The organism is Methylobacillus methanolivorans, assembly GCF_054588515.1.
The window spans coordinates 606622-628714 of sequence record NZ_BAAILT010000004.1 but is presented as its reverse complement, the minus strand read 5'-3'; the positions used below and the strand labels follow the sequence as shown (position 1 = coordinate 628714).

Below are 22093 nucleotides of genomic sequence, written 5' to 3'. Positions count from 1 at the left end.
AACTTCGGAGATGCCCCAATCATGACCATCAAAAAAACTCCTTCTGGCTGGCTCGTAGACATCCAACCCGGTGGCCGGGGCGCGAAGCGCTTCCGCAAAACCCTATCCACCAAAGCTGAAGCTTTGGCCTGGGAAGCCTGGGTCAAAACCCAAGTCATTCAAACGCCAGCATGGCAACCACAAAAGCGAGATAATCGCCGCCTAACCGACCTTATCGAACTCTGGTATAAACACCACGGCAATCAACTAAGATCAGGCAAAGATACCTATCAGCGCCTGCTATCCATGGCAAAAGCCATGCAGAACCCTACCGCTGCCACATTCAATGCGGCCATGTTCTCCAGCTACAGAACCAAGCGCATTGAAAGCGGTGTCACTGCAAACAACATGAACAGGGAACACGCCTACCTACGCGCAGTATTCAACGAATTGCGCCGCGTAGGCGAATGGACAAAAGAGAACCCATTGCGGGATCTTCGGCAATTCAAGCTAGAAGAGCGTGAATTGTCCTACCTCAATCACGAACAAATCAAAATCCTTCTGGGCGCTCTCCAGCTGAGGCAGACCAACACATACTTAGTCGCCAAAATCTGCCTAAGCACCGGTGCACGTTGGAGCGAAGCAGAAGAACTACGCAATGGCCAGATCAAAAACAACCAGGTGCACTTCACAAAAACAAAGTCAGGTAAGAATCGCACCATACCCATCACACAAGACCTGGTTGATGAAATCGCAAATCGCCAAAACAAAGGTTTTGGCATGCGTTTATTCAAGGACTGTTACGAAGACTTCCGGCGCTGCATTGCATCCCTGGATATCGACTTACCACAAGGCCAGCTCACCCACGTGTTGCGCCATACCTTTGCCAGCCACTTCATGATGAACGGTGGCAATATCCTCACCCTACAACGTATCCTTGGCCATAGCTCGATCACTATGACTATGAAGTATGCTCACCTCGCACCAGAACACCTGCAAGAAGCCAAAACCTTCAACCCTCTAGCGATGTTGACATAGTGTTGACGCTAGAAACAGAAAAGGGGTTACGTTTTCACGTAACCCCTTGATTCTTTGGTGGGCCTCCCCGGAGTCGAACCGGGCACCAACGGATTATGAGTCCGCTGCTCTAACCATGCATGAGCTAGAGGCCCTAAAAGCTTGTTGCGCTCTTAGTCGTTGCCAGTTTCGAGGAAGCTGCGCAGACGTTCAGAACGAGTTGGGTGGCGCAGTTTGCGTAATGCCTTAGCCTCAATTTGACGGATACGTTCACGTGTAACATCGAACTGCTTACCGACCTCTTCCAACGTGTGGTCAGTGTTCATTTCGATACCAAAGCGCATACGCAACACTTTAGCTTCCCTTGCGGTCAGCGATTCTAGCACTTCCTTGGTCGCATCGCGCAAGCTTGCGTACACTGCCGCGTCGACGGGAGCAAGCGTTGCCACATCCTCAATGAAATCACCCAAGTGAGAGTCATCGTCATCGCCAATTGGGGTTTCCATGGAGATTGGCTCCTTGGAAATCTTGAGGATTTTACGGATCTTGTCTTCCGGCATTTCCATCTTTTCCGCCAGGGTCGCTGGATCTGGTTCTAACCCAGTTTCCTGCAGAATTTGACGGCTGATACGATTCATCTTATTGATGGTTTCGATCATATGTACAGGAATACGGATAGTACGCGCCTGATCTGCGATGGAGCGGGTAATGGCCTGACGAATCCACCATGTAGCGTAAGTCGAGAACTTGTAGCCACGACGATATTCAAACTTGTCCACCGCCTTCATCAAGCCAATGTTGCCTTCCTGGATCAGATCAAGGAATTGCAAGCCACGGTTGGTATATTTCTTGGCGATAGAGATCACTAGGCGCAAGTTAGCCTCGATCATTTCGCGCTTGGCACGACGTGCACGGGCTTCGCCTGTGGACATCTGCTTGTTGATTTCCTTGAGCTCCTTGATCGGAATACCTACACGATCTTGAATATCAAGTAATTGCTGCTGCTGATCATCAATCGAGTGTCGGAAACGCTCCAGGCGTTCTACATAAGGCTTATTGACAGCCAACTCCACCGCCAACCACTCCAAATTGCCTTCATTACCAGGGAAGCTCTTAATGAAATGAGGCCTAGGCATGCCGGCCTTTTCAACACAGAAATCCATGATCTTGCGTTCGTGACTACGGATTTCATCCACCATGCCACGTACACGATCACACAAGGCCTCAACTTGCTTCGCAGAGAAGCGGAAAGCCATGAGCTCATCAATAATGGCTGCTTGCAGCTTGAGATATTCCTTATCCTGAGAGCCTTTGCTCGTCAAAAGAACTGTCATTTTCTCATGGGCGCCACGAATGACGGCAAAGCGTGCCAACACTTCTTCACGAAGCTTGGCTAGCGCTTCCGCAGAAATCGCAGCTGCCTTGGCACCATCATCATCTTCGTCTTCATCGTCGCTATCTTCGTCGGCGACATCATCTGTCTCGGCTGTCTCTTCGGCCGCGATTTCGGCACCTAAGCCATCATCGGCATCAATCAAGCCATCTACGAGATCATCAACCCCGAGCTCGCCTTTCTCGACCTGGTCTACCATAGACAGCAATTCAGTAATGGTGCTGGGACAGGCTGCAATAGCTTGCACCATGTGCTTGAGGCCATCTTCAATACGCTTGGCGATTTCGATTTCGCCTTCACGGGTCAGCAGGTCAACCGTACCCATCTCGCGCATATACATACGCACAGGGTCAGTGGTACGACCAAATTCGGAGTCAACAGTGGATAACGCTTGCTCAGCTTCCTCAACAGCATCTTCATCAGCCACCGGCGCAGGAGCATCGGACATCAGCAGCGCTTCGGCATCCGGTGCTTCTTCATACACCTGAATACCCATGTCATTGATCATGCCGATAATGCCATCGATCTGTTCAGAATCCTGCACATCATCTGGCAAGTGGTCGTTAATTTCAGCGTAGGTCAGATACCCACGCTCCTTACCCAAGACGATAAGGGACTTCAACCGCGTGCGACGTATATCCGCGTCATTCAGCGTGATATCAGCTTTGTCGTTTTGATTGTCGTTCTGTTGCTCTTTAGCCATGCTTGACCCCATCGAACTGCGGTTGAGTACGAAAAACCCTAGATTATACCTTAAAAACACCTACAATTTTTAGCAGTTTTACTATCTGCCATGACACACTTAACGGGTGCTAATGGACTTCAATAGCTCTCGCTCTTCATCTGTAAGCTGGCTCAGGCTCTTCTCCTTGAGCCTATCCACCGCAAACGCTTTCTGGCGCTGCGTAGACATATCTTTTAACTGCTTGCGGACCCCATCAAACTCCAATGCCAAGTCTAAGCTCTCATCAAGCTGATGCAATTCGCGCTGCAAATCCGGCAGCAAACGCACATCAATGAGCGGCTCCAGTGCATGCAACATGGCAACCGGCTTGGCATTGGAATTCGCTAGTGCCAATGCCACCACCTGGCGCACCATCTCATCTTCATCAGAGGTTCCTGTTAACCACTCCCGATCATTCTCTTGCACCAAACGCGGCTGCATGATCGCCATTAATGCAAATCTGCGCTGCAACGACATTGTGGTACGCGCCTGCTTGGGAGCAGACCGCTTTTGCGGACGATTAGTTTCCGGCAGCTTCATCATGCGGCGCATTTCATCGCCAGAAACTTCGGCCAACTCAGCAATACGCTTGCGCAACAACAACGCCAGCCTCGGTGCCTGAATCTGCTTCAAGATAGGCTCCGCCTCATTGAGGAACTGCACCTTATCCTCTTGCGATTGAAGAGGATTATTGACGCTCAGCTCCTGCACCAAGTATTGCGACAAAGGCAAAGCACGCCCCATCAACGCTTCAAACGCCTCTTTGCCAAATTCGCGCACATAACTATCTGGATCATGTTCGGCCGGCAAAAACAAAAAGCTCAGCCGCAACCCATCCTTGAGCGCAGGTAATGCATTCATCGCAGCACGCCAAGCTGCACTTTTGCCGGCATTATCACCGTCGAAGCAGAAGACAATATCATCCGTCTGGCGCATGAGCTTGGTGATATGGGTAGGCGTTGTCGCCGTACCGAGTGCCGCCACGGCATAGTCAATACCATACTGCGCCAGCGCCACCACATCCATATACCCTTCAACAACGAGCACTCGGGATGCTTCACGGATAGCTCGTCGTGCGAGAAATAGGCCATATAATTCATGACCCTTTTGAAATAAGGGCGTTTCTGGAGAATTCAAGTATTTCGCGCCCGCATCCGCACTCTCCAACACTCGACCACCAAACCCAATCACGTGGCCCTTCTGGTCATGAATAGGGAACATGATACGATCACGAAAGCGGTCATAACGACGCCCCTGTTCGTTATCAATCACCAAGCCTGCAGTTTGCAGTACTTCGTGGCGATAATCAGAGAATATAGCCTCCAGGTTTTGCCAACCTGAAGGCGCATATCCAATCTGAAAACGCGCCGCCACTTGACCACTCAACCCGCGCCCCTTGAGATATTCAATCGCACGTGGTGACTTTTTCAATTCAGCCTTATAATAATCCGCTGCTTGCTGCATCACCTCCTGCAAACCCGGGATAACCTTAGCCCTCACCGCGTCCTCTGGGCGTGACTCCTGCGGCACGATCATGCCAACAGACTTCGCAAGCTCATGCACCGCTTCTACAAAACTGATGCCTTGATACTCCATCACAAAGCCCAGTGCGGAACCATGTGCACCGCAGCCAAAACAGTGATAAAACTGCTTGGTAGGACTCACGGTAAAAGACGGGGATTTTTCGTTATGGAACGGGCAACATGCAGAGTAATTGGCTCCCGCCTTCTTCAAGGGCACGCTACGGTCAATCACATCGACGATGTCGACGCGATTGAGCAACTCTTGAATAAAGGAATCAGGAATCATGAGTGAAAATAATAGCGCAAAAAAGCAAAAAAGGAGCTCGAAGCTCCCTTTTCAATACAACCGGGCAATTAGGTTCACGCAGCAAGCTTGGACTTGATTAATCCTGAAATCTTGCCCATATCGGCACGCCCAACCACCTTAGGCTTAATCGCCGCCATCACCTTACTCATATCCTTAATGCTGGCAGCTCCGGTTTCAGCAATAACACTATCAAGAATAGCATCCACCTCTTCGTCGGATAACGCTGCTGGCAGATACTCCTTCAAGACAGTGACTTCAAACTTCTCGACATCAGCCAGATCATGGCGATTGGCAGCTTCGTACTGCGTGATGGAATCACGGCGTTGCTTGAGCATCTTTTCGATCGCTTCAATTACTTGACCATCATCCAACTCAATACGCTCATCCACCTCACGCTGCTTGATCGCCGCCTGCAAAAGGCGAATAGCCCCGAGACGTGCACTATCTTTTGCACGCATCGCGGCTTTCATATCCTCGGCAACTTTTGCCTTAATTGTCACAGCAGTACTACCTAACGCTTAGTAAAGCTTGGTTGGCAGAGTCTGGCTGCGGATACGACGGTAATGACGCTTAACAGCAGCAGCAGCCTTACGCTTGCGCTCCCATGTTGGCTTTTCATAGAACTCGCGAGCGCGCAAGTCAGTCAGAAGGCCTGTTTTTTCAATCATGCGCTTGAAACGGCGCAGAGCCACGTCAAACGGCTCGTTCTCTTTTACACGTACGCTAGACATTTAAATCACTTTACCTTTGAGAAAGGGTGAAAAAGTTTGCTATTCTAGCGCCTCATTATTGTTTTATCAACATTATCCTGAAACTTATGTTAATTCTCGGCATCGAATCTTCCTGCGACGAAACCGGGCTTGCCCTGTACGACACGGAGCAAGGCTTGCTGGCACATGCATTGCACTCCCAAATCGATATGCATGCGGCTTATGGCGGCGTAGTACCAGAACTCGCTTCACGCGACCATATTCGCAGAGCCCTACCCCTGACACAACACGTCCTGGAAAAAGCCGGTAAATCACTCGCCGATGTAGACGGCATCGCCTACACGCAAGGCCCTGGCCTATCCGGTGCATTATTGGTCGGCACCAGCATTGCCGAATCCCTGGCCTTCAGTCTCAATGTGCCAACCATAGGCGTACACCATCTTGAAGGGCACTTGCTTGCCCCCTTACTTGAGCCTAACCCACCCGCATTTCCTTTTGTCGCCTTGTTAGTTTCAGGAGGCCACACTCAATTAATGCGCGTTTCCGCGATTGGTGATTATGAATTGTTGGGCGATACCTTAGATGATGCCGCAGGTGAAGCTTTCGACAAAACAGCCAAACTGCTGGGCCTCAGCTACCCTGGCGGCCCAGCAGTTTCAAAGCTTGCCAGCCTAGGACAACCCGGCACATACCAATTACCTCGCCCCATGCTCAATAGCGCAGATCTCAATTTCAGCTTCAGCGGTTTAAAAACCGCCGTACTTACACTCGTTAACCAACACAACCATACATTGGACGATGCCGCACGCGCCAATATTGCTCACGAATTTCAAGAAGCAGTCACCGAAGTGCTTACCAAAAAATGTATGAACGCATTACACAAAACCGGGCTAAAGCAATTGATTGTCTCAGGTGGCGTAGGTGCCAATGCGCGCCTGCGTGAACGCTTGAACATGGCAGCCAAGCGCAGGCAATATCAAGTGCACTATCCAAGGCTGGAGTTCTGCACTGACAATGGCGCTATGATCGCCTTTGCTGGCGCGATGCGGATGCAACACGCCAAGCAAACCGACCACAGCTTCACAGTCAGGCCACGATGGGATTTGGCAGAATTGACCAAGCCTTAAGCAAGCGAATCAAGGCTTTTTACTAAAACCAGATTCTGTACCGTCAAGCAATTTGCGGATATTGCTGCGATGGCGCCAAATCAGTAGAAGGGACAACACAAATACCACAATGATATATCCAACCTGAGTCAGCAACAGCCAGGCGAATCCTGGTGCCAAGGCCGCCGCCGTCAATGCCGCGAGCGATGAAAAGTGCGTCAAGGCGAACACCGCAACCCAGCTCAACAAAGCCAGCCCAGCCAATAATGGCGAGAATGCAAGCAAGACGCCCAAAGCAGTCGCCACCCCCTTGCCGCCCTTGAAACGATAGAACACTGGATACAAATGACCCAGAAATACCGCGAGGGCAATCCAGCAGATTACATCTGCCGGCAATGCATAATATTGCGCCAGCCAAACCGGCAACCAGCCTTTAGCCGCATCCCCGAGCAATGTTAGTAACGCTGCGAGCTTCTTGCCACTGCGCAATACGTTGGTTGCACCTGGGTTACCAGAACCGACAGTACGTGGATCAGGCAAACCAAAGGCCTTGCTCACCAATATGCCAAAAGAAATTGAGCCGAGAAGATAAGCGGCGATGACGAAAACTGCGTTATTCATGAAGATTGGATTAAAATTGAATTGCAGTATTCTATCAGCCCTCAAGCTCTAACGCAGGATCCCAGCCTTTATGGACATTATTTTTCTCAGCGAAGTCAAAGTTGAAACTCATTTGGGCGTGCCTGATTGGGAGCGGCTGGTCGCACAAACGATCATTCTCGACATTGAAATCGCCATGCCGCACAGCCACTCGTGCCAGACTGACGACATTACAGACACCATAGACTATGGCGTTGTGGTCTCTCGCATCCGAGAAACACTCACATCAAAGTCATTCAAGCTGGTCGAAGCACTGGCAGAACATATCTGCCAGCTCATCATGGGAGAATTCGGTGCACCATGGGTCAAATTACGCGTTGCCAAGCCAGGCATCTTACCGGGGTTGAAGGCGTTGGGAGTGGTAATAGAGCGCGGCAATCAGCACCCCTCTTAGCCTCGAGGGTGGTGCACCTGATGCAGCTGCTTCAAGCGCTCACGCGCAACATGGGTATAAATCTGCGTAGTAGAGATGTCGGCATGGCCCAGTAGCATCTGCACTACGCGCAGGTCGGCGCCGTGGTTGAGGAGATGGGTAGCAAAGGCATGGCGCAATACGTGGGGTGACAAGGAAACCTTGATGCCAGCAATAGCGGCATACCGCTTGATCAAATACCAAAAAGCTTGACGTGTCATGCCTTCGCCACGCTGGGTTACAAACAAGTGATCACTCAACCGCTGCTGCAGAATTGCCGGGCGCGCTTCTGCAAGATAGCGCGACAACCACTCCACCGCCTGTTCACCCAAGGGCACCAACCGGGTTTTGCTGCCTTTACCGGTAATACGCACCACCCCATCGGTTAAGCTAAGCTCTGTCACCTGCATACCAACTAGTTCCGAAACTCGTAAACCTGTGGCATACAAGGTTTCCAGCATGGCACGATCACGCAGACCAAGGTGCGTATTGTAGTCGGGGGAGTTGATGAGTTGCTCTACATCGTCCTCACTCAAGCTCTTAGGCAATGAGCGTGGTAATTTGGGCGACTCGAGGTGAAGACTGGGATCTACATTAATATGCGATTCCCGCAGGGCAAAACGATAAAAACGCCGTAGGCTAGCCACTAGGCGACTGATACTGCGCGGCTTGCTTTGGGGAAAGCGCAACGCAATAAAACCCTGGATATCCTCAGGCCCCGCTTGCAGCATGACTTTACCTTTATCCTGTTGCAGCCAAGTAGCAAATGCAGCAAGGTCTTGGCGGTAACTAGCCAGGGTGTTTTTTGCCAAGCCATCCTCCAGCCACAAATGGTCCAGAAAATGATCAAGCAGCGCCTCAGTAGTATCCATCGGCTTGCTCATGCTGCAACAACCAGCGTTTGATCTCCAGGCCTTTGGCATCGCCTTGCATGAAACCACCCAAGCCGCTCTTGGCAACAATACGATGACACGGAACCACCAAAGTCAGGTGGTTGGCACCGCAAACATTGGCAACTGCCCGCGGACCAGATCGTACACGCTCCGCAAGTTCACTATACGTCCACACTTTCCCCAGCGGAATCTCAACCATCGCCTGCCACACACGCTTCTGGAACAAGGTGCCTTGCAATAAGTAAGGAAAATCCAGCGGTACGGTCGCATCTTGTAAATATTGTGCAACCTGGCGAGCAACCTGCTGAACAAAAGGGTTGTCGCTACAAGATGCTGGCAACTCCATAGAGAGCAGGCGCATTCCCGTCACGTAGTCATTCGAGACATCAATACCTATTGCTCCGAATGGCGCTGCCACGACAGCATCAAAAGCGGGCTCTGACTTTGGTTTCATAGCAAGATCATAGAGGAAAATAGCGAGGTAGATAAAACTCGGCATCAAGAAAATAAAAAAGCCCCGAAAACCGGGGCTTTTTTGAACTACGAAAAACCAGACGCTTATTCTGCGCTGTTGGTTTCCTTGTTGCGCAGTTGCAGCTTTTCCTTGATACGTGCGGACTTACCGGAACGCTCACGCAAGTAATACAGCTTGCTACGGCGTACGTCACCACGGCGCTTCACTTCAATGCTAGCGATCAGTGGAGAGTAAGTTTGGAAAGTACGCTCTACGCCTTCACCAGAGGAGATTTTGCGCACGATGAATGAGGAGTTCAAACCGCGGTTGCGGATTGCGATCACAACGCCTTCGTATGCCTGCACACGCTTACGTGTACCTTCAACTACGTTAACACCCACCACAACAGTGTCACCGGGAGCGAAATCAGGGATGGTTTTGCCAAGACGGGCAATTTCTTCCTGTTCCAGTTGCTTGATGATATCAGCCATTTCTTGCTTCCTTTTAGTTATGGGAGTCTTGTTCCTGCTCTATTTCATTGAGCAGCCGAGATTCCTCTTTCGTCAACGACCTTGCGGCCAATAAATCCGGGCGTCTTGCCCGAGTTCGCGCCAGCGATTGTTTCAACCGCCAGCGCTTGATCTTTGCATGGTTACCGGAGAGCAATACTTCCGGCACCTTTTGCCCCGCATACTCCTCGGGGCGCGTGTAATGCGGGCAATCCAGCAATCCATCAGCAAAAGAATCTTCCTCTGCCGAGCCAGCATCACCCAAACTGCCAGGCAACTGCCTGATGATCGAGTCCAGTATCACCATGGCAGGAATTTCACCACCAGACAACACATAGTCCCCGATAGAGTATTCTTCATCGATCAGGGTAGACAGCAATCGCTCATCTACACCTTCATAACGACTAGCCAATAAAATCAGGCCCGGCACATCTTTCAACTGCATCACATGCTCATGCTTGAGCGGAATACCTTGTGGCGAGAGGTGAATCACTTTAGGATTTTCGACCCCACGCAATTGCTGCCTTGCCTTGGCCGCAGCGATCGCCTTTTCCAATGGCTCTGCCAGCATCACCATACCAGGTCCACCGCCATAAGGCCTATCGTCAATGGTACGATAATTATCTGTCGTGAAATCTCGGGGATTCCACAAAGCCAACTCATAAATCTTGCGTTCTTGTGCCCGGGAACTAATACCAAACTTGGTCAGCGCGTCAAACATTTCCGGGAACAACGTCACCACGTCAAACTGCGTGGCAGGCTTTTCCTGCGCCTGATCAGCATCGCTCAAAATTCAGCATCCCAATCCACCAGCATGGTCTTAGCGACTACATCCACCTCAAGCACGACCTGCCCGACAAACGGCACCAAACGCTCCCGATCACCCTTGACCACTAACACATCATTAGCACCAGTCGCGAATACATCGGCAATCTGACCGAAATCGACACCAGACTGATTACGCACTTGCAAGCCAATCAGGTCAGACCAGTAATACTCGCCCTCATCTGGCTCAGGTAATTCGTCTCGGCGTACCGCGACATGCATACCCTTGCAAGCGAAAGCCTGGTCACGGTCATCGACGCCTTCCAGCTTGACCAGCAGGAGATCGTTATGGACCTTGGCCTTTTCTACTTCATATGACTGCCATTGCTCAGGATATTTTGGATCAGCACGTCCCAGCAACCAGCGATCATAGTCAAACAGGCTATCGATATACTCGGTATCTGGCTGGACTTTTACCCAACCATAAACGCCATAAGGGGCGACGATGCGCCCCATAATGACTAATTCACTCACAGCTTGCTAATAACCGCTTGCACAGCGGTCCTTAAATTAAGCAGACTTTTGAGCTTGCTTAACCAAGCGGGCTACGCTCTCAGACAACTGAGCACCGTTGCTACGCCAGTGAGCGATACGCTCGCTGTTCAGACGCAGGCCTTCTTGGCCTTCTTTCGCGAGTGGGTTGTAGAAACCAACACGCTCAATGAAGCGACCATCACGACGGTTACGGGAATCAGCTACAACAACGCTGTAAAAAGGAGCTTTCTTCGCGCCACCGCGGGCGAGACGAATAATCACCATAATCTTGTTCTCTTTGGATTGGACTGAAAGGCGCGGATTTTACGTTATTTTTTATAGTCTTGGCAAGTCCATCATGCAGTTTTTGCTGTCGATGCATAACGCGTGGGATCAGCCAAGCCTGCTGCAATAAAGCCCTGACGCCGTAATCGGCAAGAATCGCACACACCACATGCATGTCCTTGCGCATCTGCCTGGTAGCAAGAAACAGTGATGCCATAATCAAGCCCTAGTGCAGTCCCCTGCTTCACGATTTGCGCCTTGGTCATTTCGATCAATGGCGCGTGGATGCTGATTGTACGGCCTTCAACAGCACTCTTGGTTGCAAGATTAGCCATGGCCTGGAAAGCACGAACGTATTCACCGCGACAATCCGGGTAACCAGAATAATCCAAGGCATTGACACCAATGAAAATATCACGCGCATCCAGTACCTCTGCCCAAGCCAACGCAAGCGACAACATAATGGTATTGCGCGCAGGTACATAAGTTACGGGGATCCCCTCCGCTGGTGCCTCAGGTACGGCAATTGAGGCATCGGTCAAGGCAGAGCCACCAAAAATCGATAGATCAAGCTTGACCGTTCGGTGCATGACAGCCCCCAGCGCCTGGGTAACACGCTCAGCCGCATCAAGCTCGGCGCGATGGCGCTGCTGGTAATCAAGACTCAAGCAATAGGCTTCATAGCCTTGACTGCGGGCAATCGCCAGCACAGTGGCCGAATCCAAGCCACCTGACAATAGCACGACGGCTTTTTTGCTCATGACGTTAATTCCTCAAGAATGGCTACCGAGTGGTAACCAGCTTTGATTATTTTCCCGGGGTCTCGCCCCAGAGAATTTTGTGCAACTGCACTTGCATACGCACTGGCAATTTATCTGCCAACACCCAGTCAGCAAGCTCTGCAGGCTTCACTTGGCTGTAAACCGGTGAAAAAATAACGGGACATTTCTCGTTGAGCGCATGTTCGGCCAGCAATTGCTTGGCCCACTCATAATCTGCTCGACTACAGAGCACGATCTTGATTTCATCATTAGGCTTGAGGCGAGAGAGATTATCCCAGTGATTTTTGGCGAGCTCGCCTGAATCTGGCGTTTTAATGTCCAGAATCACCGCCACGCGCTCATCAACACCATCCGTGGCGATCGCACCACCGGTTTCTAGCGAAACTTCATACCCAGCGTCACACAGTCGCTTTAACAGCTCCAGACAGCCTTTCTTTTGCGCCAGAGGCTCGCCCCCGGTCACACAGACATAGTGCGCACCGTAGCTGGCCACCTGTTCAAGGATAGCATCCAGTGTCATGTTGCTACCGCCCTTGAAGGCATACTCGGTATCACAATAGACGCAGCGCATCGGGCACCCAGTAAGGCGCACAAAAACGGTAGGCAGGCCTACACGCGATGACTCCCCTTGCAGGGAGTAAAAAATCTCATGAATACGTAACACAGGAAACTATCTGGACTTGATTGAGTCCAGCACATTCAGGCGTCGCTTGGCACTCGGCGCCAATTCGTGGCTGGGAAATTTCTCCAATAAACCACGCAAGGTTTTCTTGGCACCATCCACATCAGAAAGCTGGATCTGGCTATTGGCAATACTAAACAAGGCATCTGGCACCTTGTCGCTATTCGGAAACTGCGAAATCAGTTTCTGCTGGGTGCTAATGGAAGCCTTGTAGTTCTTCAATGAAAACTGGGCACTACCCAAGCCAAGCAATGCCTCTGCCGTCAGAGATGAGCCAGGATAGGCTTGCAGGAACTTGTTATAAGCGTCAAATGCCTCCTTGAATTTTCCAGATGCACTGAGCGCCTTGGCCGCATCCAGATCACGCGCTTCAGGATTGCCAGCACTACCACCATTCGAGGCAGGGGCTGCCCCCTCATCTGAACCAGCCTGCGCATGTGCAGATACACCGCCCTCTTCCAGCTTGCGTAAGCGCCCGTCAGTATCAGCATACAAATCACGCTGACGCTGCTGGGTATTGTCTACATTGTGATTGACCACCTCAAGATCACCCCTAAGGCGGCTAATTTCCTGATTGAGCCTATCTATTTGCCCCATCAGGTCCAGCATACCTTGGCTTTTTGCTTCCAAGGCCTGCTGGCTTTTCTTCAGCTCCGCTAATGCAGCTTGCGTTTCCTGGTGCTGGGTTTGTACCTGCTGTTGCAGATCTGCAATCTTTTTTCTTGCTTCATCATCCCCAAATAGCGCAGCCTGCGCGAGAAGAGGCAGAGAAAGAAAACCGACGACAACCAACACCAGTAAACGCTGCATCATGAATTACTCGCCTTGATATTGAAGTTCTACACGGCGATCTTGCTGCCAGCAAGTTTCGTCAGCGCAAGCAGCGTTAGCCTTTTCCTTGCCGAAGCTGACAGTCTCGATCTGTGCATCTTGTACGCCCAGCAGGTTCAACACCTTCTTGACGGCAACAGCACGGCGTTGACCCAAGGACAAGTTGTATTCACGTGTACCACGATCATCGGTATTACCTTGCAGGAACACCTTGGCATCACCATGTGAGCTCAGGTATTGCGCATGTGCCTCGATCAATGGGCGGAACTCTGCCTTGATCGCATCGCTGTCAAAGTCGAAATATACGTTGCGCTTGGACAAGATGTTGTTAGGATCCTTCAGCGGGTTGCTGGACAGAGAAGAGTCAGATACGCCACTGGTAGCAGAACCACTGGAGCTGCTGCTTTGTGTTGTAGCTGGACTCTTATCTTCAACAGCCGCTTGTGGAGTTTCTTTCACTGCCTTGCTTGAGCAAGCTGCCAACATCGCTGCGAGCAATACACTGATCACGATATTCTTGTTCACTTTGTTCTCTCCTTTAAATTATCTAAAGACACACATCAACTGTTACATCACTACAAACTTGCCTGTTGTTACAAAAACACCCGACGTACGCATAACGGCTATTTTCACAAAAACTTGCTTGTTATTCTTTACATCACCCTACTGGTTGATAATCGGCCCCCAAGCAGGCTCACGCACATCACCACCACTTTCGCTCAAACGCTGCTTGACGCGGCCATCAGCAGACACCGCGGCCAAGGCACCACGTCCACCGATGCGAGTAGCATGCAACAACATGCGGCCATTAGGCGCAAAACTGGGAGACTCATCCTTAGGGCCGTCGCTCAACACCTGCACCTGACCAGACTGGAGATCCTGTATCGCGACCTTAAACAGCCCGGCATCACGGCGGATATAAGCAAGAGACTTGCCATCTGGCGAAATACGCGGACTCACCACATAACCGCCCTCAAACGTCATGCGACTGGCATCGCCACCAGTGGCGGGCATACGGTAAATTTGCGGGCTACCGCCACGATCAGATGTGAAATAGATATAGCGTCCATCAGGCGACCAAGTAGGTTCTGTATCAATCGCAGTAGTGCGGGTCAACTGCTGCAAACCAGTGCCATCGGCATTGATGCTATATACCTGTGAATTGGCTGCATGCGTCAATACAATCGCCAGCTTCTTGCCATCAGGTGACCAGGATGGCGCACTGTTATTGCCCTTGAAATTGGCCAATACGGTGCGCTGACCGGAGACCAGTGACTGCACATAAACAATAGGCTTCTTCTTTTCAAAAGAAACATAAGCCAGCCTGCTACCTTCAGGCGACCACACCGGAGAAATGATAGGCTCGACAGAGGAAACTACGGTCTGCGGGTTATACCCATCAGAATCCGCGACTTGCAAGGCATAACGCCCGGCAGACTTGCTGACATAGGCAATACGGGTGGCAAACACACCCTGCTCACCTGTCAGTTTCTGGTAGATCACATCAGCAATCTTGTGCGCTGTCAGGCGCAGTTGGGCTGGCGTAATGTTGTACTCCATGCCCACCAATTGGTTTTGCTTGTAAACATCAAGCAGACGGAAAGACACCTTAAGACGATTGTCTGGTAATACTTCGACTTTACCTATCGTCAATGCCTGCGCCTGGATAGCTGCCCAATCAGAATAGCTCACTTGGCTGATATCGCTAGGCTGATTAGCAACACCACGTGTTTCCAGCACTCGAAACAAGCCGCTGCGCCGCAAATCGGCACTAATCACATTGGCAATCGTGTCTTGCTGGGCAGGGAGATTACCCTGCTGTGCAAACGGCACGATGGCAATCGGGATCTGCTGTGCTGCACCACCGACAATTTCCACCGTCAAGGCCGCATGCGCGCCATGGGTGAGACCAAATGACAGGAGAAAAACTAAGGGACTGAGAAATAAGCGTAATTTATTCATGAGGGTTTAGGGCGATAAAATAATGCAAAGTTCCCCGATAGCTAAGCGCACATTCTATCAAACTCCCGCCACATCTTGCCATGGGGCTCGACAAAACAATGCTTTCCAGCCGTCAATGATGTAACTATCAACTGATATGTGCTAACAATTCACACTTCCGCATCACAAAAGCAGCCAGCACCTCATCAGCCGCAATGATTAACCATCCTCATTAGGGCGGAATTTGAGCCTGAGATCGCGGAATCGCGAGAATAGTTCGGACTGAGCAGGGACAGGCAAAGGCTGAGCCTGCAATATTGCCCGCTCAATCGCCTCATCACAAGCTGGCAAGCCGCTGCTCTTCAATATGCGCGGCACACCAATAACCTCTCCCGTCGGCATCAGGCTAATGCCCACTTCCAACTCAGGCTTGCCCGTGCCACATAGCTGGCGGTTGACATTGCGCTTGATCTTGTCGCGAATCTGACCCAAGTATTTATCTATTTCACTCTGATTCACCACATTATCACCAGATTGAGTAGGCCCTTGTTTTTTAGCTGCCGCAGGCTGGGCGCTTTCTTCCAGTAATTGTTGCTGTAACTTCTTCAGCTCATCCAGCTTGACCTTATCCTCTTTCTTCGGCTCAGGCTTTACCGGTTCTGGCTTCTTTGGTTCAGGCTTGGGCTCCGGCTTTTTTGGTTCAGGTTTTTTTTCCGGCTTCACCACCTTTTTCTCGGGCTCCTTTTTTACCTGGATTTCAGCTTCAGGTTGAGGCTCTGGTGCTGGCTCGGGCTTTGGTTCAGGCTTAGGCTCTGGTTTGGGTTCCGGTTTTGGTGGCTCAGGAGTCGGCTGTGGCTGTGGTGGTTTAGTCACCGGCTGGGCAACAGGCAAGTTTTCCCAAAGTTCAACTTGTGCGACAGTCACTGGCTGATGAGTCTTCCAATCGAAAGACACAAACAACGCCCCCAGCAATAACAGATGGGTGAGCAGTGAAAGTGCCGCAGCGCGGACCTTGTAAGGATTTTTATTACGTGGCTTCATGCATCAATTGGCTGGCTTGAGCAACAACCCCACCTTGTACTGCTTGAGACTGTCCATCAAAGTCACCACCTTGTCATACTGGACATTCTTGTCAGCAGCGATCACGATCGCCCGATCAGGCGTTTGCTCGATTTGTGTCTTGACGGCAAACAGTAGCTCATCGCGCTGCAACACCTTGCCATCAAGCTCGGCACGACCATCCGCCTTGACAGTAATCACAACAGGGGCAGCCGCCTGCTTGAGGGCCTGGCCCACTTGGGGCAACTCGACCACCCCTGGATTAGTCATGGGCGCAGTCACCATAAAAATCACCAACAGCACCAACATCACGTCAATGTACGGCACGACGTTAATCTGGTTCATCAGGCGGCGTGATTTGCGACGACTCATCACACCCTCCTTAAGCCTTGCGTTGCAGGATATTGGTGAACTCTTCGATAAAACTCTCGTAGCGTACGGCCAAACGATCCACAGATGCCGTGAAGCGGTTATAGGCAATCACGGCAGGGATGGCAGCAAACAGGCCGATGGCCGTCGCCACCAATGCCTCGGCAATACCGGGTGCAACATGCGACAAGGTGGCCTGCGCCATATTGGACAACCCGCGGAAAGCATTCATGATGCCCCAGACCGTGCCCAGCAAACCGATGTACGGGCTGACAGAGCCAACAGATGCCAAGAATGGCAGGTGAGAATCCAGATCATCCATTTCGCGATTGTAAGCAGCGCGCATTGCCCGACGCGCACCCTCGGTGACATCGCTCACCTCCAGGCCGGATTGCCGCTTAAGGCGGGCATAATCCTTGAAGCCAGCCTCAAAAATGCTGGCCATACCCTGCGTGCTACGGCGACCGGAATTCACGCTTTCATAAAGCTGGTTGAGATCGCCACCCTTCCAGAACACACGCTCAAACTCTTCCGCATCACGATCAGCACTGCGAATAGCAAAAAACTTGATGAAGATATACCACCAAGAAATTAGCGATGTCAGCACCAGAATAGCCATCACCAACTGGGCGGGCACACTGGCACCCGCAATCAGCGAGATAAACGACATGTCTTCAGTAGGATTCATTCAAGCTCCATTGGGTTTGATCATGTAGACTGATCACTCAGGATCAATCATGTTGCGTACAACAGCCGGAATAATGACCGGCCTGAATTGTTCAGCATCAATACAGACGATATCAACCGTGGCCTCAGTCAGCAATTCATCGCCACGATAGATTTTCTGTTCAAATGTCATGAGACTGCGCCTAAAGTCCTTGAGTCGCGTCACGACTGCCAGCACATCATCAAAACGCGCGGGGCGGCGGTATTGTAGCGCAAGGCTACGCACCACGAACAAGACCCCAAGATCATCTCTTAGTTCCGCCTGCCCAAACCCCAGGCTACGCAAGAACTCGGTGCGCGCACGCTCCATGAACTTAAGGTAATTCGAGTGATAAACCACGCCACCACTATCGGTATCTTCGTAGTAGACACGAACCGGCCAACGGAACTCCCGGCTTGAACTCATTGCTGCCAAAGCTCTCCCGTGCCCAATTTTCCTGGCACTGCCAAACCGAAATGCTGATAAGCCTGCTGGGTGGCAATGCGCCCACGCGGAGTACGCATCAGGTAGCCTTGCTGGATGAGATACGGCTCAAGTACATCCTCGATAGTATCGCGCTCTTCGCCGATCGCCGCGGCGAGGTTATCCAGCCCCACCGGCCCACCATCGAATTTTTCCAGCACAGCCAACAACAGTTTGCGGTCCATCACATCAAAACCAAGCTTGTCGACATCCAGCATTTTCAATGCGGCATCGGCAATATCTGCACTCACGATGCCATCAGATTTCACCTGGGCATAGTCACGCACACGGCGCAAAAGCCGATTGGCGATACGTGGCGTACCACGCGAACGCCGGGCAATTTCCAACGCCCCCTGCTGCTGCATGGATACCTCAAGCAAGCCAGCAGAGCGATGTACGATGCGTGCTAGCTCTTCTGCCGTATAAAATTCTAGGCGCGAGACGATACCGAAACGGTCACGCAAAGGATTGGTCAGCATCCCTGCACGAGTAGTCGCCCCCACCAGCGTAAAGGGAGGTAAATCCAGGCGCACCGAACGCGCTGCTGGCCCTTCACCTATCATGATATCGAGGCGGTAATCCTCCATCGCCGGATAAAGAATCTCCTCGACCACTGGCGACAAACGGTGAATTTCATCAATGAAGAGCACATCATTGGGCTCAAGATTGGTCAGCAGTGCGGCTAGATCACCTGCTCGCTCAAGCACTGGGCCAGAGGTCTGGCGCATATTGACGCCCATTTCCTTCGCGATGATGTGCGCCAAGGTGGTCTTGCCCAGGCCAGGCGGGCCAAACAGCAGCACATGATCCAGCGCCTCGGAGCGCCCGCGTGCAGCGTTAATGAAGATTTCAAGCTGGCCGCGCGCCTTTTCCTGCCCGACATATTCGTCGAGCACCTTGGGGCGCAATGCGCGCTCCAGCGCTTCTTCCTGCGTGCCTTGGGTAGAGGGGGCGATTAAGCGGTCAGTTTCTATCATCAGGTGAAATATGGGTATACGTCAGATCAGTAGCTAATTGGCTATTGACATAATATCTGCATGATACAGAAAACCACGCAAGACTTCCCGCTTCATGATGAGCATAGGTGCCACTAGCTCTTAGCCAGCGACTTGAGGGCAAGCTTGATGCCTTCAGTCACCGAGGTATCAGCAGGCAATTGCTTCACGGCTGCCAACGCTTCGCGCTCGTTGTAACCTAGCGCCAGCAGGGCATTGAGCACGTCTCCACTGGCTGATTTAGCCTGATTCACACCGGCCAACGCAGCTCCGCCATCAATAGAAAACTTGTCCTTGAGTTCCAGCAGCAGGCGCTCGGCTGTTTTCTTGCCTATGCCAGGCACCTTGGTCAGCAACCCGGTTTCCTGCAAAGCCACGGCCTGAGCAAGATCATCAACAGAAAGGCCGCTAAGGATAGCAAGCGCTGACTTTGCTCCTATACCATTCACCTTGAGCAATTGTCGGAAAGTTGCACGCTCTTGCTCAGAACCAAAGCCATACAACAGTTGCGCATCCTCACGCACGATGAACTGGGTCAATAACACGACTTTTTCACCCGTGGCTGGCAGGTTATAGAAAGTACTCATGGGCACTTCGCATTCATAACCTACGCCATGACAATCAATCACCACCTGCGGTGGGGTTTTCTCAATCAGGATACCGCTTAATCTTGCAATCATATTAACCTGCCACCCTTTACCCTGAATCCTGCCGTTGCCAATTTACCCAAGCCCTGCCCACCATGTGCATGACAAATCGCACAAGCCAACGCATCTGCCGAATCTGGTCGGGGCAGGCCAGGCAGATTGAGCAAACGCTTGACCATCTCCTGCACCTGATCCTTCGCGGCATGGCCATTGCCAACCACGGATTGCTTGACTTGCAAGGCCGTGTATTCCGCCACCGGTAGATTCTGCAACACCAGCGCACTGATCGCAGCACCGCGCGCCTGGCCTAGCAACAAGGTGGACTGGGGATTAACGTTGACAAACACTTTCTCAATGGCAGCCTGCTGCGGCTGGTAGCTGGCGATCACTTCGGCAATGCTATCAAGGATGATCTTGAGCCGGGTTGGCAAATCCTCGATTTCACTGCCTTTGCCAGTAGTCGTCTTGATGGTGCCACTCGCAATATAGGCAAGCTTCTCGCCGGTTTTTTCAATCACTCCGAATCCCGTCAAGCGCAGGCCGGGGTCGATACCGAGGATGCGCGTTGTCATTACTCCTCGATCACGGCAGTCGTGTAGACATCCTGCACGTCATCGAGATCTTCCAGTGCATCCAGCAGCTTCTGCATCTTGGCACCGTCTTCACCACTAAATACGGTTTCGTTATCCGGCTTCATCGTCACTTCAGCCAATACCGGCTTCAGACCTGCCGCTTCCAATGCCTCTTTCACCGCTGTGAAGTCACCAGGTGAAGTAATCACTTCGATGCTGCCATCCTCATCTGCCACCACATCTTCCGCACCGGCTTCCAGTGCGGCTTCCATCACTTGATCTTCGCTAGTACCTGGCTCAAACACCAACACGCCGCAGTGCTTGAACATGAAAGAAACAGAACCATCAGTGCCGAGATTGCCGCCGTTTTTGCTCAAGGCATGACGCACATCAGCGACTGCGCGCTGCTTGTTATCGGTCAGGCAGTCAATAATGATGGCAGCGCCACCAATACCATAACCTTCATAACGGATTTCTTCGTAGTTGACGCCCTCAAGCTCGCCAGTACCACGCTTGATCGCCCGCGTGATGTTATCGGCAGGCATGTTCTGCTCCTTGGCTTCTGCCACGGCAGCGCGCAAGCGCGGATTGAAATTGAGATCACCGCCCGAGAGGCGCGCAGATACAGTGATTTCCTTGATCAGCTTGGTGAAAATCTTGCCACGCTTAGCATCCTGGCGACCTTTACGGTGCTGGATGTTGGCCCATTTGGAATGCCCTGCCATGTGTAAAATCCTTTGATTGCGAATTGTGCAAAAAACCTGACGGATTTTACCATAGAGGACTGGGTGAAAATAAGACATGCACAGCCCACTGATGCAGGCTGTGGATTGATTTAATCCTGACCCATGGCAGGGTCAACCTCTTTCTTGCGAGTCATACTCTGCAAAGAAATAATCAACAAGGCCGCGCCTATCAACAACATTCCCACCACCTCGCCATGGCTAGGCTCTTCGCCGAGTTGCATCCAGGCCGCGAGCACACCAATCACAGGCGCCAGCAGCGAAGTCATACTGGCAATACCGGCAGGCAAGTGCTGCAGGGCATAGAGCCAAAGCAGCCAGGCCAAGGCATTACACAGCACGGCATTGAATAGCACAGCGCCAATGAAGTTCATGCTCCAGTCTATCGGCGGAGCCGGCACGATAAAGGCGATCGCCACCAAGGGCAACGAGCCAAACAGCATCTGCCAGGCAGTGAGCGACATCAGGTCAAGGTCTGGCACCCGATGGTGCAACTTTTTGGCCACAATCACCGAGATTGCCCAGAATACCCCACCCAGTATCGCCAGCATCATGCTGAAAAGGTCAGCACCAAGATGCAGGGGGTCAAGGATAAACAGCAAGCCCATTACCGAAAATAGCGCCGCCAGCCACTGAATACCGCGGATTTTCTCACCCAACAATGGCCAGGCCAACACCATGACCCAGAACGGCATGGTGTAAGTCAGCACGGCTGTCTTGCCTGCTCCGCCTTCGACCAAGGCCCAGATGATCAGGCCTGTAAAGCCACAGGTCTGTAATACCCCAAGCCAGATCAGGGTGGGAAGCTCGCGGGGCTTGAGTGGCTTGCGCATCAATATCAGCAGCGCAAACAAGCACATGGCACCATAAAAAGTACGCATGGCACCAAACTGGAAAGCACCCGCATAATCCAGCGCATGCTTCATCACCACCCAGTTATAGCCCCACAGGATCGCCAGCAGCAGCAATGCTGCAAAGGCCTTCACCGTGGTCGAGGTTCCCGCGTTCATGT

General features: G+C 51.7%; 28 protein-coding genes and 1 tRNA gene. 3 read left to right on the top strand and 26 right to left on the bottom strand.

The features are described from left to right. On the top strand, positions 1-1017 hold a 1017-nt coding region (locus LG202_RS12820; protein WP_230348760.1), incomplete at its 5' end, for a phage integrase. Between the two features lie 55 nt (positions 1018-1072). Here the strand turns inward: LG202_RS12820 and LG202_RS12815 are convergent. The 5 genes from LG202_RS12815 to rpsU form a co-directional block, all read right to left on the bottom strand. Beyond that, a tRNA-Ile gene (locus LG202_RS12815) sits at positions 1073-1151 on the bottom strand. A gap of 18 nt (positions 1152-1169) precedes the next feature. Further along, positions 1170-3092, bottom strand: a complete 1923-nt coding sequence (gene rpoD, locus LG202_RS12810) for an RNA polymerase sigma factor RpoD (RefSeq protein ID WP_230348759.1) — start codon at positions 3090-3092, stop codon at positions 1170-1172. Between the two features lie 99 nt (positions 3093-3191). Further along, positions 3192-4922: a DNA primase gene (gene dnaG, locus LG202_RS12805; protein ID WP_230348758.1), complete on the bottom strand. Its 1731-nt coding sequence runs from the start codon at positions 4920-4922 to the stop codon at positions 3192-3194. Positions 4923-4996: 74 nt separating this feature from the next. Continuing rightward, positions 4997-5443, bottom strand: a complete 447-nt coding sequence (locus tag LG202_RS12800; RefSeq protein ID WP_230348757.1) for a GatB/YqeY domain-containing protein — start codon at positions 5441-5443, stop codon at positions 4997-4999. Between the two features lie 18 nt (positions 5444-5461). Then, complete coding sequence (gene rpsU / locus LG202_RS12795; RefSeq protein WP_025870166.1) at positions 5462-5674, bottom strand: 30S ribosomal protein S21; 213 nt, start codon at positions 5672-5674, stop codon at positions 5462-5464. 86 nt (positions 5675-5760) lie between these two features. On the opposite strand from rpsU, the gene tsaD reads away from it, so the two are divergent. Continuing rightward, complete coding sequence (tsaD, locus tag LG202_RS12790; RefSeq protein ID WP_230348756.1) at positions 5761-6780, top strand: tRNA (adenosine(37)-N6)-threonylcarbamoyltransferase complex transferase subunit TsaD; 1020 nt, start codon at positions 5761-5763, stop codon at positions 6778-6780. Between the two features lie 9 nt (positions 6781-6789). On the opposite strand, the gene plsY is transcribed toward tsaD, so the two are convergent. Next, positions 6790-7380 carry a glycerol-3-phosphate 1-O-acyltransferase PlsY gene (gene plsY, locus LG202_RS12785; RefSeq protein WP_230348755.1) on the bottom strand — a complete coding sequence of 197 codons (591 nt, stop codon included), beginning with the start codon at positions 7378-7380 and terminating at the stop codon, positions 6790-6792. Between the two features lie 70 nt (positions 7381-7450). Here plsY and folB point away from each other — a divergent pair, with 70 nt between their 5' ends. Then, the gene (gene folB / locus LG202_RS12780; RefSeq protein ID WP_230348754.1) at positions 7451-7813 is read left to right on the top strand and encodes a dihydroneopterin aldolase; all 363 of its coding nucleotides are present in this window, start codon (positions 7451-7453) and stop codon (positions 7811-7813) included. On the opposite strand, the gene xerD is transcribed toward folB, so the two are convergent. From xerD to LG202_RS12680, 20 genes are all read right to left on the bottom strand, one after another. Further along, entirely contained in the window at positions 7810-8715 is a 906-nt protein-coding gene (gene xerD / locus LG202_RS12775) for a site-specific tyrosine recombinase XerD (protein ID WP_230348753.1), read from the bottom strand. The two genes, folB and xerD, sit on opposite strands and share 4 nt — an antisense overlap. After that, positions 8690-9178, bottom strand: a complete 489-nt coding sequence (locus tag LG202_RS12770) for a methylated-DNA--[protein]-cysteine S-methyltransferase (RefSeq protein ID WP_230348752.1) — start codon at positions 9176-9178, stop codon at positions 8690-8692. The genes xerD and LG202_RS12770 overlap by 26 nt, the downstream gene beginning before the upstream one ends. Positions 9179-9282: 104 nt before the next feature. Beyond that, positions 9283-9669, bottom strand: a complete 387-nt coding sequence (gene rplS / locus LG202_RS12765; RefSeq protein WP_230348751.1) for a 50S ribosomal protein L19 — start codon at positions 9667-9669, stop codon at positions 9283-9285. 13 nt (positions 9670-9682) lie between these two features. After that, complete coding sequence (gene trmD, locus LG202_RS12760) at positions 9683-10477, bottom strand: tRNA (guanosine(37)-N1)-methyltransferase TrmD (protein ID WP_230348750.1); 795 nt, start codon at positions 10475-10477, stop codon at positions 9683-9685. Beyond that, positions 10474-10968 carry a ribosome maturation factor RimM gene (gene rimM, locus LG202_RS12755; RefSeq protein ID WP_230348778.1) on the bottom strand — a complete coding sequence of 165 codons (495 nt, stop codon included), beginning with the start codon at positions 10966-10968 and terminating at the stop codon, positions 10474-10476. Before rimM ends, trmD begins: the two co-directional genes overlap by 4 nt. Before the next feature lie 54 nt (positions 10969-11022). Further along, the gene (gene rpsP / locus LG202_RS12750; protein WP_230348749.1) at positions 11023-11271 is read right to left on the bottom strand and encodes a 30S ribosomal protein S16; all 249 of its coding nucleotides are present in this window, start codon (positions 11269-11271) and stop codon (positions 11023-11025) included. Between the two features lie 71 nt (positions 11272-11342). Beyond that, positions 11343-12032: a 7-cyano-7-deazaguanine synthase QueC gene (gene queC / locus LG202_RS12745; protein WP_230348748.1), complete on the bottom strand. Its 690-nt coding sequence runs from the start codon at positions 12030-12032 to the stop codon at positions 11343-11345. A 46-nt stretch (positions 12033-12078) separates the two neighbouring features. Next, positions 12079-12717: a 7-carboxy-7-deazaguanine synthase QueE gene (gene queE / locus LG202_RS12740; RefSeq protein ID WP_230348747.1), complete on the bottom strand. Its 639-nt coding sequence runs from the start codon at positions 12715-12717 to the stop codon at positions 12079-12081. 6 nt (positions 12718-12723) lie between these two features. Then, positions 12724-13548: a YbgF trimerization domain-containing protein gene (locus tag LG202_RS12735; protein WP_230348746.1), complete on the bottom strand. Its 825-nt coding sequence runs from the start codon at positions 13546-13548 to the stop codon at positions 12724-12726. 3 nt (positions 13549-13551) lie between these two features. Then, complete coding sequence (gene pal / locus LG202_RS12730; protein ID WP_230348745.1) at positions 13552-14091, bottom strand: peptidoglycan-associated lipoprotein Pal; 540 nt, start codon at positions 14089-14091, stop codon at positions 13552-13554. Between the two features lie 138 nt (positions 14092-14229). Further along, positions 14230-15528, bottom strand: coding sequence for a Tol-Pal system beta propeller repeat protein TolB (gene tolB, locus LG202_RS12725; RefSeq protein WP_230348744.1), 1299 nt, complete (start codon positions 15526-15528; stop codon positions 14230-14232). A gap of 198 nt (positions 15529-15726) precedes the next feature. Next, complete coding sequence (locus LG202_RS12720) at positions 15727-16548, bottom strand: energy transducer TonB (protein WP_230348743.1); 822 nt, start codon at positions 16546-16548, stop codon at positions 15727-15729. A 3-nt stretch (positions 16549-16551) separates the two neighbouring features. Beyond that, a complete protein-coding gene (locus LG202_RS12715; protein WP_230348742.1) occupies positions 16552-16938 on the bottom strand; it encodes an ExbD/TolR family protein in 387 nt (128 codons plus the stop codon). 10 nt (positions 16939-16948) lie between these two features. Then, a complete protein-coding gene (gene tolQ / locus LG202_RS12710; protein WP_230348741.1) occupies positions 16949-17623 on the bottom strand; it encodes a protein TolQ in 675 nt (224 codons plus the stop codon). A 33-nt stretch (positions 17624-17656) separates the two neighbouring features. Beyond that, the gene (ybgC, locus tag LG202_RS12705) at positions 17657-18067 is read right to left on the bottom strand and encodes a tol-pal system-associated acyl-CoA thioesterase (RefSeq protein ID WP_230348740.1); all 411 of its coding nucleotides are present in this window, start codon (positions 18065-18067) and stop codon (positions 17657-17659) included. Beyond that, positions 18064-19101, bottom strand: coding sequence for a Holliday junction branch migration DNA helicase RuvB (gene ruvB / locus LG202_RS12700; RefSeq protein ID WP_230348739.1), 1038 nt, complete (start codon positions 19099-19101; stop codon positions 18064-18066). The genes ybgC and ruvB overlap by 4 nt, the downstream gene beginning before the upstream one ends. 113 nt (positions 19102-19214) lie before the next feature. Further along, a complete protein-coding gene (ruvA, locus tag LG202_RS12695) occupies positions 19215-19799 on the bottom strand; it encodes a Holliday junction branch migration protein RuvA (RefSeq protein WP_230348738.1) in 585 nt (194 codons plus the stop codon). After that, positions 19796-20338: a crossover junction endodeoxyribonuclease RuvC gene (ruvC, locus tag LG202_RS12690; RefSeq protein ID WP_230348737.1), complete on the bottom strand. Its 543-nt coding sequence runs from the start codon at positions 20336-20338 to the stop codon at positions 19796-19798. The genes ruvA and ruvC overlap by 4 nt, the downstream gene beginning before the upstream one ends. Beyond that, positions 20338-21063 (bottom strand): YebC/PmpR family DNA-binding transcriptional regulator, encoded by a 726-nt coding sequence (locus tag LG202_RS12685; protein WP_230348736.1) that lies wholly within the window; start codon positions 21061-21063, stop codon positions 20338-20340. Before LG202_RS12685 ends, ruvC begins: the two co-directional genes overlap by 1 nt. 110 nt (positions 21064-21173) lie before the next feature. Further along, a complete protein-coding gene (locus LG202_RS12680) occupies positions 21174-22091 on the bottom strand; it encodes a DMT family transporter (RefSeq protein WP_230348735.1) in 918 nt (305 codons plus the stop codon). Positions 22092-22093: the final 2 nt, after the last annotated feature.

Excerpts from the sequence above, each read along its gene's own strand:
- rpoD (WP_230348759.1), bottom strand. The coding sequence starts at position 3,092 with ATGGCTAAAGAGCAACAGAACGACAATCAAAACGACAAAGCTGATATC.
- dnaG (WP_230348758.1), bottom strand. The coding sequence starts at position 4,922 with ATGATTCCTGATTCCTTTATTCAAGAGTTGCTCAATCGCGTCGACATC.
- rpsU (WP_025870166.1), bottom strand. The coding sequence starts at position 5,674 with ATGTCTAGCGTACGTGTAAAAGAGAACGAGCCGTTTGACGTGGCTCTG.
- tsaD (WP_230348756.1), top strand. The coding sequence starts at position 5,761 with ATGTTAATTCTCGGCATCGAATCTTCCTGCGACGAAACCGGGCTTGCC.
- plsY (WP_230348755.1), bottom strand. The coding sequence starts at position 7,380 with ATGAATAACGCAGTTTTCGTCATCGCCGCTTATCTTCTCGGCTCAATT.
- folB (WP_230348754.1), top strand. The coding sequence starts at position 7,451 with ATGGACATTATTTTTCTCAGCGAAGTCAAAGTTGAAACTCATTTGGGC.
- xerD (WP_230348753.1), bottom strand. The coding sequence starts at position 8,715 with ATGAGCAAGCCGATGGATACTACTGAGGCGCTGCTTGATCATTTTCTG.
- LG202_RS12770 (WP_230348752.1), bottom strand. The coding sequence starts at position 9,178 with ATGAAACCAAAGTCAGAGCCCGCTTTTGATGCTGTCGTGGCAGCGCCA.
- rplS (WP_230348751.1), bottom strand. The coding sequence starts at position 9,669 with ATGGCTGATATCATCAAGCAACTGGAACAGGAAGAAATTGCCCGTCTT.
- rimM (WP_230348778.1), bottom strand. The coding sequence starts at position 10,968 with ATGGGGCGCATCGTCGCCCCTTATGGCGTTTATGGTTGGGTAAAAGTC.
- rpsP (WP_230348749.1), bottom strand. The coding sequence starts at position 11,271 with ATGGTGATTATTCGTCTCGCCCGCGGTGGCGCGAAGAAAGCTCCTTTT.
- queC (WP_230348748.1), bottom strand. The coding sequence starts at position 12,032 with ATGAGCAAAAAAGCCGTCGTGCTATTGTCAGGTGGCTTGGATTCGGCC.
- LG202_RS12735 (WP_230348746.1), bottom strand. The coding sequence starts at position 13,548 with ATGATGCAGCGTTTACTGGTGTTGGTTGTCGTCGGTTTTCTTTCTCTG.
- tolB (WP_230348744.1), bottom strand. The coding sequence starts at position 15,528 with ATGAATAAATTACGCTTATTTCTCAGTCCCTTAGTTTTTCTCCTGTCA.
- LG202_RS12720 (WP_230348743.1), bottom strand. The coding sequence starts at position 16,548 with ATGAAGCCACGTAATAAAAATCCTTACAAGGTCCGCGCTGCGGCACTT.
- LG202_RS12715 (WP_230348742.1), bottom strand. The coding sequence starts at position 16,938 with ATGAGTCGTCGCAAATCACGCCGCCTGATGAACCAGATTAACGTCGTG.
- tolQ (WP_230348741.1), bottom strand. The coding sequence starts at position 17,623 with ATGAATCCTACTGAAGACATGTCGTTTATCTCGCTGATTGCGGGTGCC.
- ybgC (WP_230348740.1), bottom strand. The coding sequence starts at position 18,067 with ATGAGTTCAAGCCGGGAGTTCCGTTGGCCGGTTCGTGTCTACTACGAA.
- ruvB (WP_230348739.1), bottom strand. The coding sequence starts at position 19,101 with ATGATAGAAACTGACCGCTTAATCGCCCCCTCTACCCAAGGCACGCAG.
- ruvA (WP_230348738.1), bottom strand. The coding sequence starts at position 19,799 with ATGATTGCAAGATTAAGCGGTATCCTGATTGAGAAAACCCCACCGCAG.
- ruvC (WP_230348737.1), bottom strand. The coding sequence starts at position 20,338 with ATGACAACGCGCATCCTCGGTATCGACCCCGGCCTGCGCTTGACGGGA.
- LG202_RS12685 (WP_230348736.1), bottom strand. The coding sequence starts at position 21,063 with ATGGCAGGGCATTCCAAATGGGCCAACATCCAGCACCGTAAAGGTCGC.
- LG202_RS12680 (WP_230348735.1), bottom strand. The coding sequence starts at position 22,091 with ATGAACGCGGGAACCTCGACCACGGTGAAGGCCTTTGCAGCATTGCTG.